The 16748-nt window shown below is 67.6% G+C and carries 14 protein-coding genes; 8 read left to right on the top strand and 6 right to left on the bottom strand.

Annotated elements, in window-relative coordinates:
* Nucleotides 1-9 precede the first annotated feature (9 nt).
* Together ASD37_RS26550 and ASD37_RS26545 are read right to left on the bottom strand one after the other, a co-directional pair.
* Nucleotides 10-1644 (bottom strand): fatty acyl-AMP ligase, encoded by a 1635-nt coding sequence (locus tag ASD37_RS26550; protein WP_056558851.1) that lies wholly within the window; start codon nt 1642-1644, stop codon nt 10-12.
* A gap of 325 nt (nt 1645-1969) precedes the next feature.
* Complete coding sequence (locus ASD37_RS26545) at nt 1970-2944, bottom strand: 4-(cytidine 5'-diphospho)-2-C-methyl-D-erythritol kinase (protein WP_056558848.1); 975 nt, start codon at nt 2942-2944, stop codon at nt 1970-1972.
* Between the two features lie 77 nt (nt 2945-3021).
* Between ASD37_RS26545 and ASD37_RS26540 the strand changes: the two genes are divergently transcribed.
* Complete coding sequence (locus ASD37_RS26540; RefSeq protein ID WP_056558845.1) at nt 3022-3819, top strand: serine/threonine-protein kinase; 798 nt, start codon at nt 3022-3024, stop codon at nt 3817-3819.
* Between the two features lie 88 nt (nt 3820-3907).
* A complete protein-coding gene (locus ASD37_RS26535; RefSeq protein ID WP_056558842.1) occupies nt 3908-5440 on the top strand; it encodes an amino acid permease in 1533 nt (510 codons plus the stop codon).
* 39 nt (nt 5441-5479) lie between these two features.
* On the opposite strand, the gene rsmA is transcribed toward ASD37_RS26535, so the two are convergent.
* The 3 genes from rsmA to ASD37_RS26520 form a co-directional block, all read right to left on the bottom strand.
* Nucleotides 5480-6379, bottom strand: a complete 900-nt coding sequence (gene rsmA, locus ASD37_RS26530; RefSeq protein ID WP_056558839.1) for a 16S rRNA (adenine(1518)-N(6)/adenine(1519)-N(6))-dimethyltransferase RsmA — start codon at nt 6377-6379, stop codon at nt 5480-5482.
* A complete protein-coding gene (locus ASD37_RS26525; protein WP_056558836.1) occupies nt 6376-7503 on the bottom strand; it encodes a resuscitation-promoting factor in 1128 nt (375 codons plus the stop codon). Before ASD37_RS26525 ends, rsmA begins: the two co-directional genes overlap by 4 nt.
* Before the next feature lie 103 nt (nt 7504-7606).
* Nucleotides 7607-8449 carry a TatD family hydrolase gene (locus tag ASD37_RS26520; protein ID WP_056558834.1) on the bottom strand — a complete coding sequence of 281 codons (843 nt, stop codon included), beginning with the start codon at nt 8447-8449 and terminating at the stop codon, nt 7607-7609.
* A gap of 14 nt (nt 8450-8463) precedes the next feature.
* Here ASD37_RS26520 and metG point away from each other — a divergent pair, with 14 nt between their 5' ends.
* Genes metG through ASD37_RS26500 form a run of 4 tightly spaced genes read left to right on the top strand, consistent with a single transcriptional unit; the run spans nt 8464 to nt 13404 of the window.
* Entirely contained in the window at nt 8464-10011 is a 1548-nt protein-coding gene (gene metG / locus ASD37_RS26515) for a methionine--tRNA ligase (RefSeq protein ID WP_056558831.1), read from the top strand.
* A 49-nt stretch (nt 10012-10060) separates the two neighbouring features.
* Nucleotides 10061-11233, top strand: coding sequence for an NAD(P)/FAD-dependent oxidoreductase (locus ASD37_RS26510; protein ID WP_056558828.1), 1173 nt, complete (start codon nt 10061-10063; stop codon nt 11231-11233).
* Entirely contained in the window at nt 11230-12120 is an 891-nt protein-coding gene (locus ASD37_RS26505) for an RNA polymerase sigma-70 factor (RefSeq protein ID WP_056558825.1), read from the top strand. Before ASD37_RS26510 ends, ASD37_RS26505 begins: the two co-directional genes overlap by 4 nt.
* Nucleotides 12121-12144: 24 nt before the next feature.
* Nucleotides 12145-13404, top strand: a complete 1260-nt coding sequence (locus tag ASD37_RS26500; protein ID WP_056558823.1) for an aminodeoxychorismate synthase component I — start codon at nt 12145-12147, stop codon at nt 13402-13404.
* On the opposite strand, the gene rsmI is transcribed toward ASD37_RS26500, so the two are convergent.
* Nucleotides 13360-14196, bottom strand: coding sequence for a 16S rRNA (cytidine(1402)-2'-O)-methyltransferase (gene rsmI, locus ASD37_RS26495; protein ID WP_056558821.1), 837 nt, complete (start codon nt 14194-14196; stop codon nt 13360-13362). The two genes, ASD37_RS26500 and rsmI, sit on opposite strands and share 45 nt — an antisense overlap.
* A 39-nt stretch (nt 14197-14235) precedes the next feature.
* Here rsmI and ASD37_RS26490 point away from each other — a divergent pair, with 39 nt between their 5' ends.
* The gene (locus ASD37_RS26490) at nt 14236-15756 is read left to right on the top strand and encodes a dolichyl-phosphate-mannose--protein mannosyltransferase (RefSeq protein ID WP_200960018.1); all 1521 of its coding nucleotides are present in this window, start codon (nt 14236-14238) and stop codon (nt 15754-15756) included.
* 105 nt (nt 15757-15861) lie between these two features.
* Entirely contained in the window at nt 15862-16719 is an 858-nt protein-coding gene (locus ASD37_RS26485; RefSeq protein WP_056558812.1) for a hypothetical protein, read from the top strand.
* Nucleotides 16720-16748: the final 29 nt, after the last annotated feature.

Raw genomic sequence — 16748 nt, 5'->3', positions numbered from 1 at the left:
AGGGTGGAGCTAGGTGACCAGCGAGACCGAGTTGGCGCGGCGCAGCTTGCCCGACGGCGTCTTCGGGATGGTGCCGGGGCCGAGGACCACGACGTTGCGGGGCCGGACGTCGACCTCGGTGACGACCTCGTGGGCGACCTGGTGCTCGATGCGACGCACCTCGACCGGGTCCTCCCAGGCGTTGGACTCCACCGCGACGGCGAACGTCTCGCGTGAGTGGCCGGCGTCGAGTCGGACGGCGACGGCGCAACCCGGCCGGACGCCCTTGACGCGGCCAGCGGCCCGCTCGATGTCGGTCGGGTAGATGTTGCGGCCCGCCATGATGATGACGTCCTTGACACGACCACACACGACGATGTGGCCGTTCTCCATCTGGTAGCCGAGGTCGCCGGTGTCGTACCAGCCGTGCTGGTCCTGCGCGGGCAGGAAGCCACCCATGGTGATGTAACCGGGGGTCAGGGACTCGCCGCGAAGCTCGATGACGCCGACGCCGCGTGCGGGCATGATCTCGCCGTGCTCGTCGACGACCCGGGCCTCGAGGTCACGCAGCAGCGGGCCGAGCGAGGCCAACCGCCGGGTGTTGCCCTTGGTGGACGGCACCGCGCGTCGCAGCGCGGCCAGCAGGTCGGCGTCGACCTCGTCGACCACCAGGCCGGCACCGCACTCGGAGAACGACACCGCCAGCGTCGTCTCGGCCATGCCGTACGCCGGCAGGATCGCCTTGGGGCTAAGCCCGAACGGCTTGCCCGCGTCCAGCAGGTCCTCGACGTCGGCGGGCTCGACGGGCTCGGCGCCCGACAGCGCGAACCGCAGCGTCGACAGGTCGAACTGGCCCGGCTCGGCCTGGTTGCGTAGCCGCTTGGCGAACAGCGCGTAGGCGAAGTTGGGCGCCGCGGTCATGGTGCCCTTGTACTTGTCGATCAACTTGGCCCACAGCAGCGTGTCGCGCAGGAAGTCCATCGGCGTGACCTTGACCAGCTCGGCCCCGAAGTACATGGGGATCGTCAGGAAGCCGACCATGCCCATGTCGTGGAAGCAGGGCAGCCAGCTGACCATGACGTCCTTGGTGACGTCGTACTCGGCGCCGATGAACATCGCCTCGGCGTTGGAGTGGATGTTGCGGTGCGTGATCTGGACGGCTTTAGGAGAGCCGGTCGAGCCGGACGTCAGCTGCATCAGCGCGAGGTCGTCCTCGTCGGTCTCGACGGGGTCGATCGGCTCGGCCTTCAGCAGTTCGCCGACGACGAGGACCTTCACACCCTTTTCCTCGAGCACCGGGATGGCAACGAGGAACGGGTCGGAGACGATGACGGCCTTCGCCTCGATCATCCCGATCACGTTCATCGTGTCCTGCGCCCACACGACGAGGTCGGTACGGGGCGTCGGCTGGTGCAGCATCGTGAGGCTGGCGCCGCGCATCCAGAGCGCCTGCGCCGTCGGAGCGATCTCGACGGGGTAGCCGGCCAGTACGCCGACGGCGTCCCCGGGGCCGACGCCGGCCGCAGCCAGCCCGCCGGCGATGCGACGTGCGCGTTCGTGGACCTCACCCCAGGTGTGCCGCACCGGCTCGTGCGGTTCGCCGGTGACCATGCCCCTGAGGCTCTCGCGAGCATTGCGGTACATCTTGTCGGTAAACCTGCTCACGACAACCTCCTGGATCTGGGGAGCCCGCCGTGGGCCCCAGTGTTTGGCGTGAAGCCAACGCGCGCTGTTCCATGTTCCACCCGTTCGCGCGCGCGTTCCGCGAGGAACGTGCACACGATTGGGGTGCGATTACGTCTCGAAATGGGTGCGGTGAAGTTTGCTCCGACGGGCTGGGCCGGGTCGGCGTCGCCGCTGCTGGATCGCCCACCGAAGATTACGGTGGGGGCCGTCGTCGCGCCGCACGTGAAACCGCTCGTTGTCACCGCCGATCATCTTAAGAGACTCTTAAGTAACTAACAAACTTATGGCTCGATTGAGGCGTGGGTCACACCGTCTTCGGGGACGCCGGAACCACTCTGGCACCGTGCACCGGACCACTCGCCGCCCGCACCGTCCGGCACACTCCGGCCCCGGCCAGCTGGACGCCGACGTCGACCGCGGCCGCGGCCGTCGGACACAGGAAGGCGCACGTCGGCCCCGAACCGGAGACGATTCCCGCCAACGCCCCCGCGTCGACGCCCGCGTGCAGCGTCCTGCGCAGCCTGGCGTCGAGGTTCAGCGCCGCGGGCTGCAGGTCGTTGCCGAGCAGGGGGGCCAGCTCGTACGGGTCGCCCGAGGCCAGCGCGGCAAGCAGCGGTTCCGGATCCTCGAGCCTGGCGGGTTGGGTCTTGGTGTCGTCGGCCCTCAGCCGGTCGATCTCGGCGAACACCTTCGGGGTGGACAGGCCGCCGTCGGCGAAGGCCAACACCCAGTGAAAGGTGTTGCGGGACAAGACCGTTGCCAACTGTTCACCGCGACCGGTGCCCAGCGCGGTCCCGCCGTGCAACGCGAACGGCACGTCGCTGCCGAGTTCGGCACCCAACGCGTGCAGGTCTCGACGCGGCACGCCCAACTCCCACAGCGCGTTCATCGCAACCAGGACGGCCGCGGCGTCGGCGCTGCCACCCGCCATCCCACCCGCGACGGGGATCGACTTCTCCATGGCGATGGCCACGTCCGGTTCCCGTCCGACGTGGGAAGCCATCAACTCGGCGGCACGCCACGCCAGATTGCGGTGGTCAAGCGGCAGCGACGCCCCGTCCTCGTCGCTGCCCTCCCCCGAGAGCTCCAGGGACAGCACGTCGGCATTGCGCACCGTGATCTCGTCGAAGAGGGACACGGCATGGAACACCGTCGTCAGTTCGTGATAGCCGTCCTCGCGCAGATCGCCGACGGCGAGGTACAGGTTGACCTTGCCGGGCACGCGTACCGTCACCGACCCCGTCGACACCCATTCGGCAGCTGCGTCGGACTGGGGCACGCACCGACAGTAACGAAGCCCGGCCGCGACGAGAAAGGAAGTGACGAGATCCCCCAGTTGCGCCGCATTCTGCGAGAATGCTGACACCAATGGACGCCTTCGGGGATTACGTGATCGACGGCGTGATCGGTCACGGTGGGACCGCCACGGTGTACCAGGCGCACCACGCCGACGGCCTGGGCGGACCCGTCGCGCTCAAGGTGCTCGACGAACACCACCGCGACGCGTTCAACCTGACACGGCTGCAACGCGAATTCGAGTTCGCGAGGCGCACCGCTCACCCCCACGTCGTCACCATGTACGAGCGCGGCCCCGGTTGGCTCTCCATGCAACTGATCGCCGGTGGCACGGCAACCAACCTGCCAGGCAGGGATCTTCGCCTCACCGCACTGGCCCAGATCGCGGGCGCCCTTGACCACGTCCACGGCCTCGGCGTCGTGCATTGTGACGTCAAGCCGTCGAACATCCTTGTCGCCAAGCCATTTTCCGGCGGCGGGGCTATCCTCACCGACTTCGGCATCGCCCGCTCACTCGCCGAGGACGCAAAACACCGGTTGACGCACGTCGAGGCGTCGTTGCCGTACGCGGCACCCGAGGTGCTGCACGGACATCCACCGTCGGCCGCCTCCGACGAATACGCCCTGGCCTGCACGGCCGTCGAACTCCTCACGGGGTCACCGCCGTTCAACGCCCACACGTCGATGGCCCTGGTCGACGCACACCTGAACAGCCCGGTGCCGAAGTACTCCAGACACCTCGACTGGGTGCCGCGGGCCTTCGACTCGATCCTCGCGAAGGCGATGGCCAAATCGCCCGACCTTCGGTATCAGACCTGCTCGGAGTTCATTTCGCTGATCACGCGGGCGATTGGGTGAACCCACCCAACCGGAATGAGTACTTTCCGTAACAAAATTTTTACCCCTCTCTGCAACGCGCGCGCCCAGGTGCGGCTAGCTTCGACCAATGACCACCGAACCTCAGAGCGCATACGACAATTCAGCGCTCGCACATGAAGAAGAGGGCTACGAGAAGGGGCTCAAACCCCGACAGGTACAGATGATCGCCATCGGTGGCGCGATCGGCACTGGCCTGTTCATGGGGGCCGGCGGCCGGCTCGCCAGCGCCGGACCGGGCCTGTTCATCGTCTACGCCATCTGCGGCGTGTTCGTCTTCTTCATCCTGCGAGCCCTCGGCGAACTGGTACTCCATCGCCCATCATCCGGCTCGTTCGTGTCCTACGCCCGCGAATTCCTCGGTGAGAAGGCCGCATACGTCGCCGGCTGGATGTACTTCTTCAACTGGGCGTGCACGTCGATCGTCGACGTCACCGCCATCGCGCTCTACATGCACTATTGGGGCACCTTCGGAGCGATACCGCAGTGGCTGATCGCGCTGATCGCTCTGGTGATCGTGCTGACCATCAACATGATCTCGGTCAAGTGGTTCGGCGAGATGGAGTTCTGGGCGGCGCTGATCAAGGTCATCGCACTCGTCACCTTCCTCATCGTCGGCATCGTCTTCCTGGCGGGCCGCTTCAAGGTCGAGGGCGCCACCACCGGCCCGTCGGTGATCACCGACAACGGCGGCCTTCTCCCCAACGGCCTCCTGGCCCTGGTCGTCATCACCTCGGGCGTGATCTTCGCCTACGCCGCAGTCGAATTGGTCGGCACGGCAGCGGGTGAGACCGAGAACCCGGCCAAGATCATGCCGCGCGCCATCAACTCCGTCATCTTCCGCATCGCCATCTTCTACGTCGGCTCGCTGATCCTGCTGGCGCTGCTGCTGCCGTACACCTCGTACAAGCAGGGCACCAGCCCGTTCGTGACGTTCTTCTCCAGCATCGGCGTGCCTGCCGCGGGCGACATCATGAACTTCGTCGTCCTGACGGCGGCGTTGTCGAGTCTCAACGCCGGGCTGTACTCGACCGGCCGCATCCTGCGGTCGATGTCGATGAACGGCAGCGCACCGAAGTTCACCGCCAAGATGTCCAAGAAGGGCGTCCCGTGGGCGGGTATCGCGCTGACGGCGTGCTTCACCGTCGTCGGCGTCTTCCTCAACCTGGTGGTGCCGGCGGAGGCCTTCAACATCGCGCTCGACCTGTCGGCGCTTGGCATCATCGCGTCGTGGGCCACGATCGTCATCTGCCAGATCCAGCTGTACCGCTGGTCGCAGAAGGGCATCCTGGAGCGCCCGAGCTTCCGGCTGTTCGGCACGCCGTACACCAGCTACGCCACGCTGCTGTTCCTGGCCGCGGTCACCCTGCTGATGTGCATCGAGAACTACTGGAACGCAATCGCATTGGTGATCATCGTGCCCGCGCTCATCGGCGGTTGGTACGCCGTGCGCGGCCGGGTGCTGGCGGTCGCACAGGAACGCGTCGGGATCACGGGCAACTACCCGATCTACGCGGAGACCCCACTGCAGGACGAGTTCCTGGCCAAGGACGCCAGGGCACGCGAAGCGGCCAAGACGAAGAAGGACGAAGACAAGGGCTGACGGCGGGACACCGTCCGCGTGTGCTGAGCGCTCAGGCGCTTAGTACACGCGGACGTTCGGCTGCCGAGGCGCTGACTCGACCTGGCCCGACCGCTGAAGCAGTCGAACGAAGTCGGCGATGCCGAGCGTCTCACCGCGGCGAGCCGGGTCGATGCTGGCCGAGAGCAGACGCTCCGCGGACTCGTTACCCGAACCGGCCCACTCTGCGAACGCGTTGCGTGACGTCTTCCGACGCTGCGCGAACGCGATGTCGATGAGCTCGAAGACCTTGTTGCGGAACTCGTCTTCGACGGGCCACGGCGAGGTCTCATAGCGGTCGATGCGGACCAGTCCGGAGTAGACGCGCGGGATCGGCCAGAACACCGTCGGCGAGACCGTGCCGTGGCGACGGACGTTGCCGTAGAAGCGCACCTTCGCGCTGGGTACGCCGTAGTCCTTGCCACCCGGCTCGGCGGCGAGGCGCTCGGCGACCTCCAGCTGAACCATCACCATGACGGTCCGGATGGTCGGGAACTGCGCGAGCAGGTGCAGCAGTGCGGGCACCGCGATGTTGTAGGGCAGGTTCGCGACGACTGCTGTCGGCTGATCCTCCACGTCCGACGGCACCAGGTCGAGGATGTCCTTGTTCAGGACCACCAGCCTGTTGATCTCGCTATGGGAATGGTCTGCGACGGTCTTGGGGAGCTGACGCGCAAGAACGGGGTCGATCTCGACGGCGGTCACCTTCGAGCCACGATCGAGGAGCGCAAGGGTCAACGAACCGAGACCTGGGCCCACTTCGAGGACCACGTCGTTACGGTTCACCCCCGACGCCGACACGATGCGACGAACGGTGTTGGCGTCGTGGACGAAGTTCTGTCCAAACGCCTTCCGCGGCCGGAACTCAAGTTCCTTTGCCAAGTGCCTTATCTCGGTCCGCCCGAGTAGCCGAATCGTCAGCGCACACCCAACCTTCCACTACACGTGGGCCACGCTCCCCAACCTTGGCGCGCCCGGGTTACCTCAGCAATCGCGATCTGCTCTTCTCTCGAAGCCAGATCAGCCCGCTGAGCATACCGCAAACCGCCGTTGCGCTCCCATGTGTTTTGGTCGAATTGGACACCACCGTAGAAACCGTTACCGGTGTTTATAGCCCAATTACCACCGGCTTCACATCGCGAAAGCGCATTCCACGTCTCACCTTGAGTCACTTCGGGCACCTCGGTGCCGGGCTTGGCGCCGACGCGAATCTTGCCGTTTACGGCCGGAACGATGACGACATTGGCTACTGGCAGCCTTCCCGTCTCCACCCCGTTGACCGTCGCCACGGCAAAAGTCACGTCCTGAACGCCGGGCGTTCCCGGGTCGTCGACGACCTGCCTGCTCATGTTCATGGTCACGTCCTGGACCACCTCGTTGACGGGCGCCAAGGGCACCCGCTCGGTCGACCTGGTGACGCGGACCCTGGTGACGTGAATCTGCATGCCGTCGCTGACCGGTGAGTTCGCCGCCGGAACGACGGTGTCGCTCTGTTGCAGGGGGGCTCCCGCAGCCTCCAGGAAACCCGCCACGTTCGCCGCGGCCACGCGGACCGTCCGCACCACTCCGCCGTCGTCGATCTGCGCGGTGCGCGCCCCCACCACCGGCAGCGACATGCCCTCCAGTGGGACGCGACTCCCCCGCGACGCCGCCGCGGGCGCGGTGTCGGTCATCGACAGCTGAGCGAGCGCCCCTTGGACGGTCGACGCCGTCGTCCAGACCTCTCGACTGTCGCGACCGTCCAACGAAATCTGCAGCGGACGACTCCTCCGCAAGACGATCGTCTCGGACTGCTCGACGGGCTCGTTTGCCGCGGGAAACAGGTCGTCGCGTTCTCCGACCTCGAACCCGTTTTCCTGCACCACGTCGATCACGTGGGACTTCATCGTCGAGACGGTCGTGGACTTGCCGTCCACGGTCAGCGTGACCGTCTTGTGGGTGGACACGGCGTATCCACCGGCAAACGTCAGGGCGACGAGCAAGGTCGCGACGAGGAGCCGCAGATGCGGCGAGCGCGCTTCATGAAGTCTGTGCAAGCAGTTCAACGGTAACTTTCCCGACTATCGGGTCGGCGGCCTACGAGAGTCCGGAGCCGACCGCTTCTATCACAGGACGGTAACGAAGTCCCCTGGTGGCGGCAACTCGCGGTCAGCCACTGATTCCGTAGGTCCGACGCGCGTTCTCCATTGTCTCGCGGGCGACGTCGACGGCCGGACGCCCCACGACCTCGGCCAATGCCCGAACGGTGTACGGCAGGCAGTACGACTCATTCGGTGCTCCGCGGAACGGATGCGGCGTCAGGAACGGCGCGTCGGTCTCGACCAGAAGCTGCCCCGGCGGGATCAACGTGGCCGCCTCGCGCAGCGCGTGGGCGTTGCGGAAACTCACGGTCCCCGACAGGCTGAGCAGCCATCCGGCGTCAACGCACGTGCGTGCCATGTCGGGTCCAGAGGAGAAGCAGTGGAAGATCACGGTCTCCGGGGCACCCTCCGCGGCTAACACGTCGAGGACGGCGGAGTCGGCGTCGCGGTTGTGGATCATCAGCGGCTTGCCGGTGCGCTTGGCGAGGTCGACGTGCCAGGCGAACGCCTCCCGTTGCTCGGCGGGTTCGGCACAGCCGTCGAGCTTGCCGGGCCAGTAGAGGTCCATGCCCGTCTCGCCGATCGCGACGACGCGGGGATGGGCGGCGAGGGCCTCGAGCTCGGCGCGGGCGGCGTCGGTCAGCGCGTTGGCGCGCGTCGGATGCAGGGCCACCGCGGCGTACACCCGGGAATCCCAGTCCGCCGCCTCGACGGCCCAGCGGGCCGAATCGAGATCGTCGGCGATTGTCACGACAGCCGTCACACCCACGGCCTCGGCCCTGTCGAGGATCGCATGCACGTCGTCGGCGTCGGAGGCTCCGCACGCGTCGAGGTGGGTGTGGGCGTCGATCAGGGGGCCTACCGGTTCCGGCGCCGGCGGCCTCTCGCGTCTAGAACTCACACCACACAATAAGGTGAGTCCAAATGAGAGAGCCGTACTACGTCACCACCGCCATCGCCTACCCGAACGGCGTGCCGCACATCGGCCACGCCTACGAGTACATCTCGACCGACGCAATCGCCCGGTTCAAGCGTCTCGACGGCTACGACGTCAGATTCCTGACCGGGACCGACGAGCACGGCCTCAAGATGGCGCAGACAGCGGCGACCGAGGGCATTCCGACCGCCGAGCTCGCCCGCAGGAACTCCGATGCCTTCCAGGCCATGCAGGAGAAGCTGGGCATCTCGTTCGACCGGTTCATCAGGACCACGGACGCCGACCACGTCGAGGCGTCCATCGCCATCTGGAACGCGATGAACGACGCCGGCGACATCTACCTCGACTCCTATTCCGGTTGGTACTCGGTGCGCGACGAGCGCTTCTTCACCGATGACGAGCTGGAGGACGGCCCCGACGGCGCCAAGATTTCGACCGAAACCGGCACGACCGTCACGTGGACCGAGGAGCAGACCTACTTCTTCCGACTGTCGGCCTACACCGAGAGGTTGCTCGCGCACTATGAGGCGCATCCGGAGTTCATCGGGCCGGACGTGCGACGCAACGAGGTCGTCAGCTTCGTCTCCGGTGGTCTTCGCGACCTGTCGATCTCCCGCACCACGTTCGACTGGGGTGTGCCCGTTCCCGGCCACCCCGACCACGTCATGTACGTGTGGGTCGACGCGTTGACCAACTACCTGACGGGCGCGGGCTATCCCGACGCCGACTCGGAGTCCTTCGAAAAGTACTGGCCAGCCGACCTGCACATGATCGGCAAGGACATCATCCGGTTCCACGCGGTGTACTGGCCCGCCTTTCTGATGTCGGCCGGAATCGAGCTTCCGCGAAGGGTTTTCGCCCACGGCCATCTGCTCAACAGCGGCGAGAAGATGAGCAAGTCGGTCGGCAACGTCGTCGACCCCTTCGCGCTGGTCGACGCCTTCGGGCTGGACCAGGTGCGCTACTTCCTGCTGCGTCAGGTGCCGTTCGGTCAGGACGGCAGCTACAGCGAGGATTCGATCATCGGTCGGATCAACGCCGACCTCGCCAACGAACTGGGCAACCTGGCCCAGCGGTCGCTGTCGATGGTGAACAAGAACCTCGACGCGCAGGTACCCAGGCATGGTGAGTTCACCGCCGAGGATCGCGAGTTGCTGGCCCTCGCCGACGGCTTGCTCGACCAGGTCCGCGCGCAGTTCGACGTGCCCGCGATGCATCTGGCGCTGGAGTCGATCTGGCTCATGCTCGGCGCGGCCAACCGGTACTTCTCCGGCCAGGAGCCGTGGGTGCTGCGCAAGTCCGACGCCGCGGCCGACCAGGAGCGCTTCGGCACCGTGCTCTACACGACGCTCGAGGTGGTGCGAATCGCGGCGCTGCTGATCCAGCCGGTGATGCCGGAGTCGGCCGCCAAGCTGCTCGACCTGCTCGGGCAGCCCGCCGACCAGCGCGACTTCACTGCCATCGGCACACGACTGGTGCCGGGGACGGCGCTGCCGAAGCCGGAGGGTGTCTTCCCTCGCTATCAGGTGGAGTGACCTGCGTCACGTCATGTCACACTTCGGTGATCGGAGGTGTCTTGATGGCATGAACACACACGAGCCCACGAAGGTCGTCGTCGTCGGTGGCGGGTACGCCGGCGTCATCGCCGCCAACCACCTCCTGATAGACCCTGACGTCGCCGTCACCCTGGTCAACGCGAGACCCCAGTTCGTCGAGCGGATCCGGTTGCACCAGTTCATCACCGGGTCCGACGACGCCGTGGTGGAGTTCGCCGACGTGCTGTCCCCCGACGTCCGCCTGCTGGTCGACACCGCCGAACTCGTCGACTCGGACTCCCGGACGGTGACGCTGGCGTCCGGTACCACCATCGGTTACGACTACCTCGTCTACGCCCTCGGCAGCACGGGGGCGGCCCTAACGGTTCCCGGAGCGGCCGAATTCGCTTATCCCATATCGGAATTGGAGCACGCACAACCACTGCGCGCGGCAATGGAGACGGTGCACCCCGGCGCCCCGGTGGTGGTCGTCGGAGCGGGTCCGACGGGCCTCGAGGTCGCCGCCGAACTCGGCGAACAGGGTCGGTCGGTGACGCTGGTGTGCGGCGGCGTCCTCGGCCCGTACTTCAGCGAGTCCACCCGCCGCGCCGTGACCAAACGCCTGCGCAAGCTCGGAGTGACCGTCGTCGACGGCGCGGCCGCCAAGGTGGCCGAGGTCCGCGAGGATTCGGTCCTGCTGGCCGACGGTCGCGAGTTGCCGAGCGCCGTCACCATCTGGACCGCGGGCTTCGGGGTGCCAGACCTCGCCAAGCGCAGCGGTCTCGCCACCGACCAGATCGGTCGGCTGCTCACCGACGAGACGCTGACCAGCGTCGACGACCCCGTCATCGTGGGCGCCGGTGACGCGGTCGCCCCGTCGAACGCGCCGTTGCGGATGAGCTGCCAGGCCGCGATCCCGCTGGGCGCGCAGGCCGCCAACACCGTGCTCAGCCGTATCGCGGGCGACGTGCCCGCCGCGGTGAACCAGGCCTTCACCGGCCAGTGCGTCAGCCTTGGCCGCAAGGCCGGCGTCATCCAGGTCGCGCACCTGGACGACCGCCCCATGCCGCTCTTCATCGGCGGGCGGGCCGCGGCGACCATCAAGGAGGCCGTCTGCAAGGGCACGGTCTGGCAGCTCGGCGTCGAAGCCCGCAAGCCCGGCTCGTACGTCTGGCTCAAGGGCGGCAAGCGCGCCGAGCGGGTGGCGGCGGAGGTGAGGTGAGCGCCGACGAGCACGCCGACAGGTTCACCAGCCTGCGGCCGCTGCTGTTCACCATCGCCTACGAAATACTCGGCAGCGCAACGGAATCCGATGACGTGCTGCAGGAGAGCTATCTGCGGTGGGCCGAGGTCGACCTGGCCGGCGTCCGCGACACGAAGGCCTATCTCGCGCAGCTCGTCACCCGGCAGGCGCTCAACGCGCTGCGCGCGCAGTCGCGACGCCGCGAGGAGTACGTCGGCCCCTGGCTGCCCGAGCCGCTGCTGGTCGACGCAGGCGACGCGTCGACCGACGTGGTGCTCGCCGAGTCGGTGTCCATGGCGATGATGGTGGTGCTGGAGACGCTCAGCCCCGACGAACGCGCAGTGTTCGTGCTCCGCGAGGTGTTCGGCTTCGGCCACGACGACATCGCCGAGACGCTCGGCAAGTCCACCTCGGCGGTGCGGCAGATGGCGCATCGCGCCCGTGAGCACGTGCAGTCCCGGCGCAAACGGTTCGAGCCAGCCAACCCCAAGCAGTCACTGGAGATCACCGCCCAGTTCTTCGCGGCCGCCTCGACGGGTGACGTCGACTCGCTCATCGCGATGCTGGCTCCGGACGTCGTCTGGACCGCCGACAGCGACGGAAAGGCGAGCGCCGCCCGCAGGCCGGTCGCCGGCGCGGACAAGGTCGCCCGCCTCATCCTCGGCCTGCTCCGCTTCGCCGGCGACGGCGGCCGGGTCGAGCCGGCCTTCTACAACGGCGCGCCCGCGCTGGTGCTGTACCTCGACGACGGTCTGGAGGGCGTGATCTCGGTCGAGATCACCGACGGTCTGATCACCCACTTCTATGCGATGCGGAACCCAGAGAAGCTGGGTGGGGTGAAGGTGCGAAGGGCGATCGCGCGCTAAGGGTGTCCATGACAGGCTGTTGCGGTGCGGATCGAGCGGATCGCCTTGTCACGCAGCGCCCCGGAGGTGCTGCGATGTCTGGCCGCCGCGACGACGCGCCTCGGCCTCCCGCCGCCCGCCGCCCTGACCGGTGACTGGTTCGGCGCCGGGGCGGTCGTCGCGCCAAGCGTCGCGGTCCAACCCGTCGCCACGACCGGCGTCTTCGACGTCGCGCAGGCCGGCGTCGCGTCGCGTGGCGATGCCGTCGGCGGCGGCTGGATCGGTTACCTGTCCTATCCCGACGCCGGCCGCAACGGCGCCCGCCCACGCATCCCCGAGGCGGCGGGCGGCTGGACCGACGACGTCCTGCGTCTGGACGCCGACGGAGACTGGTGGTACGAAAACCTTTCCGGCGCAGCCGCTCCCGGCTGGCTGGTCGAGGCGTTGGCCGTTGACCCGGCCCCGTCGCAGTGCCACGTCACGTGGGGTGTCGCCGACCGCGACGAGCACCAAGCGGGCGTCCTGGCCTGCCTGGACGCCATCACCGCCGGCGAGGTCTACCAAGCGTGCGTGTGCACGCAGATCCTCGGCAGGGTCACGGGCGCGCCGGTCGACTTCTTCGCCGAGGCCGTCGCGCGCACGGCGCCGGCGCGCGCGGCGTTCGTCTCCGGCGACTGGGGGGCGGTCGCGTCCCTGTCCCCCGAGCTGTTCCTCAGCCGCGCCGACGGGACGGTGACGTCGAGCCCGATCAAGGGCACCCTGCCGCTCACCGAATCGCCGTCCGCCCTTCGGGATTCGGTCAAGGACGTCGCCGAGAACATCATGATCGTCGACCTCGTCCGCAACGATCTCGGCCGCATCGCGGTCACGGGCTCGGTGTCGGTTCCCGAGCTGTTGGTGGTGCGCGCGGCCCCTGGCGTGTGGCACCTGGTGTCGACGGTCGCGGCCCGCGTCGACCCCGACGTCCCGATGTCCACCATCTTGGCCGCGACGTTCCCGCCAGCGTCGGTGACGGGCACGCCGAAGGGTCGCGCACGTCAGCTGCTCGACACCTGGGAGCCCGATCGGCGCGGAATCTATTGCGGGACGGTCGGTTTGGCGTCACCCGTGGCGGGAACCGAACTCAACGTCGCGATCCGCACCGTCGAGTTCAACGACACGGGCGGCGCGGTGCTCGGCGTCGGCGGCGGCATCACGGCCGACTCGAATCCCGACGGGGAGTGGGAGGAGTGCCTGCACAAGGCGGCCCCGATCGTCGGGTCACTGGCGAGCGCGCAGCACCGCGTCATAGAGCTGACGCCGTGACGGTGCGCCGGGATTCTCGGCGATCACCTCGGCGCACGCGTCCTTGACCCCCGCCCCCTCCTCGACCAGCTCGTTGACCGCCGCCACCAGGGTGTCCAAGTCCGCGCGCGGCTCGGCGCCTGCCAGGACGACGGTGATCTCGCCGAGCACGCCGTCGGCGGCCCATTCCGCGAGCTCGGCCAGCGTGCCGCGCTTGACCTCCTCGTGTGTCTTGGTCAGCTCGCGGCAGACCACGGCGAGCCGGTCGGGACCCAACCGGTCGACGGCGTCGTCGAGGCATTCGGCAAGTCGGCGGGGTGACTCGAAGAACACGCACGTGCGGCGTTCGCCGGCGAGGGTGCCCAGCCACGTCAACCGCGCGGACTGCTTGCGCGGTGCGAAGCCCTCGAAGCAGAACCGATCCGACGGCAGGCCCGACACCGCAAGCGCGGTCGTCACCGCCGACGGGCCGGGCAGGCAGCTGACCACGAGCCCGGCCGCCGCGCAGGCGGCGACCAACCGATACCCCGGATCGCTGATCAGCGGCATGCCCGCGTCGCTGACGACCAGCACGGTCGCCCCCGCGGTGATCTCCTCGACGAGCCACGGCACGCGGGCCGCCTCGTTCTGGTCGAAGAAGCTGACGACCTTGCCGGCGGGGACGACGTCGAGGCTCGCTGCGAGCGTCCGGATGCGTCGAGTGTCCTCGGCGGCGACGACGTCGGCGCTGCCCAACGCCTCGATGAGGCGTGCGGAAGCGTCGCCAGCCTGGCCCAACGGCGTGGCGGCCAGTAGCAGTCGACCGGGTGTCACACCGAACAGAATACGATCGCTCACGTGACTGCCCCGCCCATGGAGACAGAGCAGCCGGTGCCGGTCATCAGCCCGGGCCCTCTGGCACCCGTCGGCGACTTCGGCCCGATGGACCGGATGCAGGGCTGGGCGATGACGTCGGTGATCATGGCGCTGGCCGCGTTGACCCGGTTCCTCAACCTCGGTTCGCCCACCGACGGCGGCACCCCGATCTTCGACGAGAAGCACTACGCGCCGCAGGCCTGGCAGATGTTGGGCAATCACGGCGTCGAGGACAACCCTGGTTACGGGTTGATCGTGCATCCGCCCGTCGGCAAGGAACTGCTGTCCCTCGGCGAGGCATTATTCGGCTACAGCGGTCTGGGCTGGCGATTCTCCGGCGCGGTGTGCGGCGTCGTCCTGGTGGTGCTGGTGGCCCGCATAACCCGACGGATCACGCGGTCGACGCTGATCGGCGGTATCGCGGGCCTGCTGATCATCGCCGACGGCGTCAGCTTCGTGACGGCCCGCACGGCCCTGCTGGACATCTTCCTGGTGGTGTTCGTGGTGGCGGCCTTCGGCGCGCTGATCGTCGACCGTGACCAGATGCGGGCGCGGATGCACGCCGCCCTCGTCGAAGGCCGCATCGCGGAGACCCCGTGGGGGCCCCGCCTTGGCGTTCGGTGGTGGCGCTTCGGGGCGGGCGTGTTGCTGGGCCTGGCGGTCGCGACGAAGTGGTCTGGCCTGTACTTCATCCTGTTCTTCGGCGTGATGACGTTGGCGTTCGACGTGAGCGCGCGGCGGCAGTACCGCGTGCCGCGCCCGTGGCTGGGAACGCTGCGGCGGGACTTCGCCCCTGCGGTGTACGTCTTCGGCCTGATCCCGCTCGGGGTCTACCTCGCGTCGTACGCGCCGTGGTTCGCATCCGAGACGGGTATCAACCGCCACGAGGAGGGTCAGTCGTTCGCAGAGGGCGGGCTGATGCCGGATGCGATCCGGTCGCTGTGGCACTTCACCTACGGCGCCTTCACGTTCCACTCCGGGTTGACGAATGCGGCAGGCAATCATCACCCGTGGGAGTCGAAGCCGTGGACCTGGCCGATGTCGCTGCGGCCGGTGTTGTACGCGATCGACCAGGACGGCGTGGCGGGGTGCGGCGCGCAGTCGTGCGTCAAGGCCGTGATGCTCGTCGGTACGCCTGCGATGTGGTTCATCGCGGTGCCGATTCTGGTGTGGGCGGCGTGGAAGTCGTTCGTCAAGCGTGACTGGCGTTATGCGGTGGCGCTGACCGGCTATTGCGCGGGTTACCTGCCGTGGTTCGCCGACATCGACCGGCAGATGTACTTCTTCTACGCCGCGCCGATGGCGCCGTTCATGGTCATGCTGATCGCGCTGATTCTCGGCGACGTTCTCTATGCGCCGCGGCAGAACGCCGAGCGGAGAACGCTTGGCCTGCTCGTCGTGTGCTTCTACGTGGCGGCCGTGATCACGAACTTCGCGTGGATGTACCCGATCCTGACGGGTCTGCCGATCTCACAGTCGACGTGGCACATGCAGATCTGGCTGCCCAGCTGGCGCTGACCGGCCACTTCTCGCCGAGACAGCACTGGCTGTCGCGGGGGCGGCCTGTGGACAACTGTGGCTGCTGTCTCACGATGTGTCGGATCCCGACGCCACTGTTCGCTGATGGAGACCGTCTTTCTGGGCAGCGAAGCGCTCGCCCGCAACGAACTCACCTGGGGGCAGCTGCGATCCAGGTACCGGACCATCTACCCGAACGTCTACACGCCTCGACTCGCTGGGCCGTCGCTCGAGGCCAACACCGTCGGCGCGTGGCTGTGGTCCGGCAGGCGCGCCCCCATCACCGGTCGAGCCGCATCGGCCCTGCATGGTTCGAAGTGGGTCGACCAGAACGCCCCCGTCGAACTGATGTCGCCCAACAATCGACCGCCGCAGGGAATCATCACCCACAACGACCACTTCACCGGCGACGAGGTGAGGGAGATGGACGGCATGCTGGTTGCCACGCCGGCACGAACCGCCTACGACCTGGGCAGGTATCTGCCGCCCGCCGCGGCCGTCGCCCATCTCGACGCGCTGTCCCGAGCCACTGGCCTTGCCCGTGAACATGTTTCACCGCTGATAGACCGATACCCGGGCGCCCGATACGTTCGACGGTTGAGGCGAGCCCTCGACGTGATGGACGGTGGCTCGCAGTCCCCGAAGGAGACGTGGCTGCGGCTGTTACTCGTCGATGCGGGCCTTCCGCGGCCGCGGACACAGATCCCGGTCGCCGACGAATTCGGACGCGAGTTCGCCTACCTCGACATGGGGTGGGAGGACGTCAAGATCGCGGTCGAATACGACGGCGATCAGCACCGGACCGACCGCGCGCGTTACGCCTGGGACGTCAAACGACTGCGGCTCCTCGACGAACTCGGCTGGCTGCACGTGAAAGTGATCTCCGAAGACAGACCATCGGACGTCCTCCGGCGGGTTCGCCAGGCGTGGGCGGCCCGTCGAGACAGCGGCCATGGTCGTTGAGAGAGCGATTCGACGACCGTGGTTACTGT

Origin of the sequence: Mycobacterium sp. Root135 (genome assembly GCF_001426545.1) — a bacterium.
Lineage (GTDB): Bacteria > Actinomycetota > Actinomycetes > Mycobacteriales > Mycobacteriaceae > Mycobacterium.
This window is presented reverse-complemented; position numbering and strand designations above follow the sequence as displayed.

What these genes read in the sequence shown, in the direction of transcription:
- ASD37_RS26540 (WP_056558845.1), top strand. Translation starts at nt 3,022, where the DNA reads ATGCTGACACCAATGGACGCCTTCGGGGATTACGTGATCGACGGCGTG.
- ASD37_RS26535 (WP_056558842.1), top strand. Translation starts at nt 3,908, where the DNA reads ATGACCACCGAACCTCAGAGCGCATACGACAATTCAGCGCTCGCACAT.
- metG (WP_056558831.1), top strand. Translation starts at nt 8,464, where the DNA reads ATGAGAGAGCCGTACTACGTCACCACCGCCATCGCCTACCCGAACGGC.
- ASD37_RS26510 (WP_056558828.1), top strand. Translation starts at nt 10,061, where the DNA reads ATGAACACACACGAGCCCACGAAGGTCGTCGTCGTCGGTGGCGGGTAC.
- ASD37_RS26490 (WP_200960018.1), top strand. Translation starts at nt 14,236, where the DNA reads ATGGAGACAGAGCAGCCGGTGCCGGTCATCAGCCCGGGCCCTCTGGCA.
- ASD37_RS26485 (WP_056558812.1), top strand. Translation starts at nt 15,862, where the DNA reads ATGGAGACCGTCTTTCTGGGCAGCGAAGCGCTCGCCCGCAACGAACTC.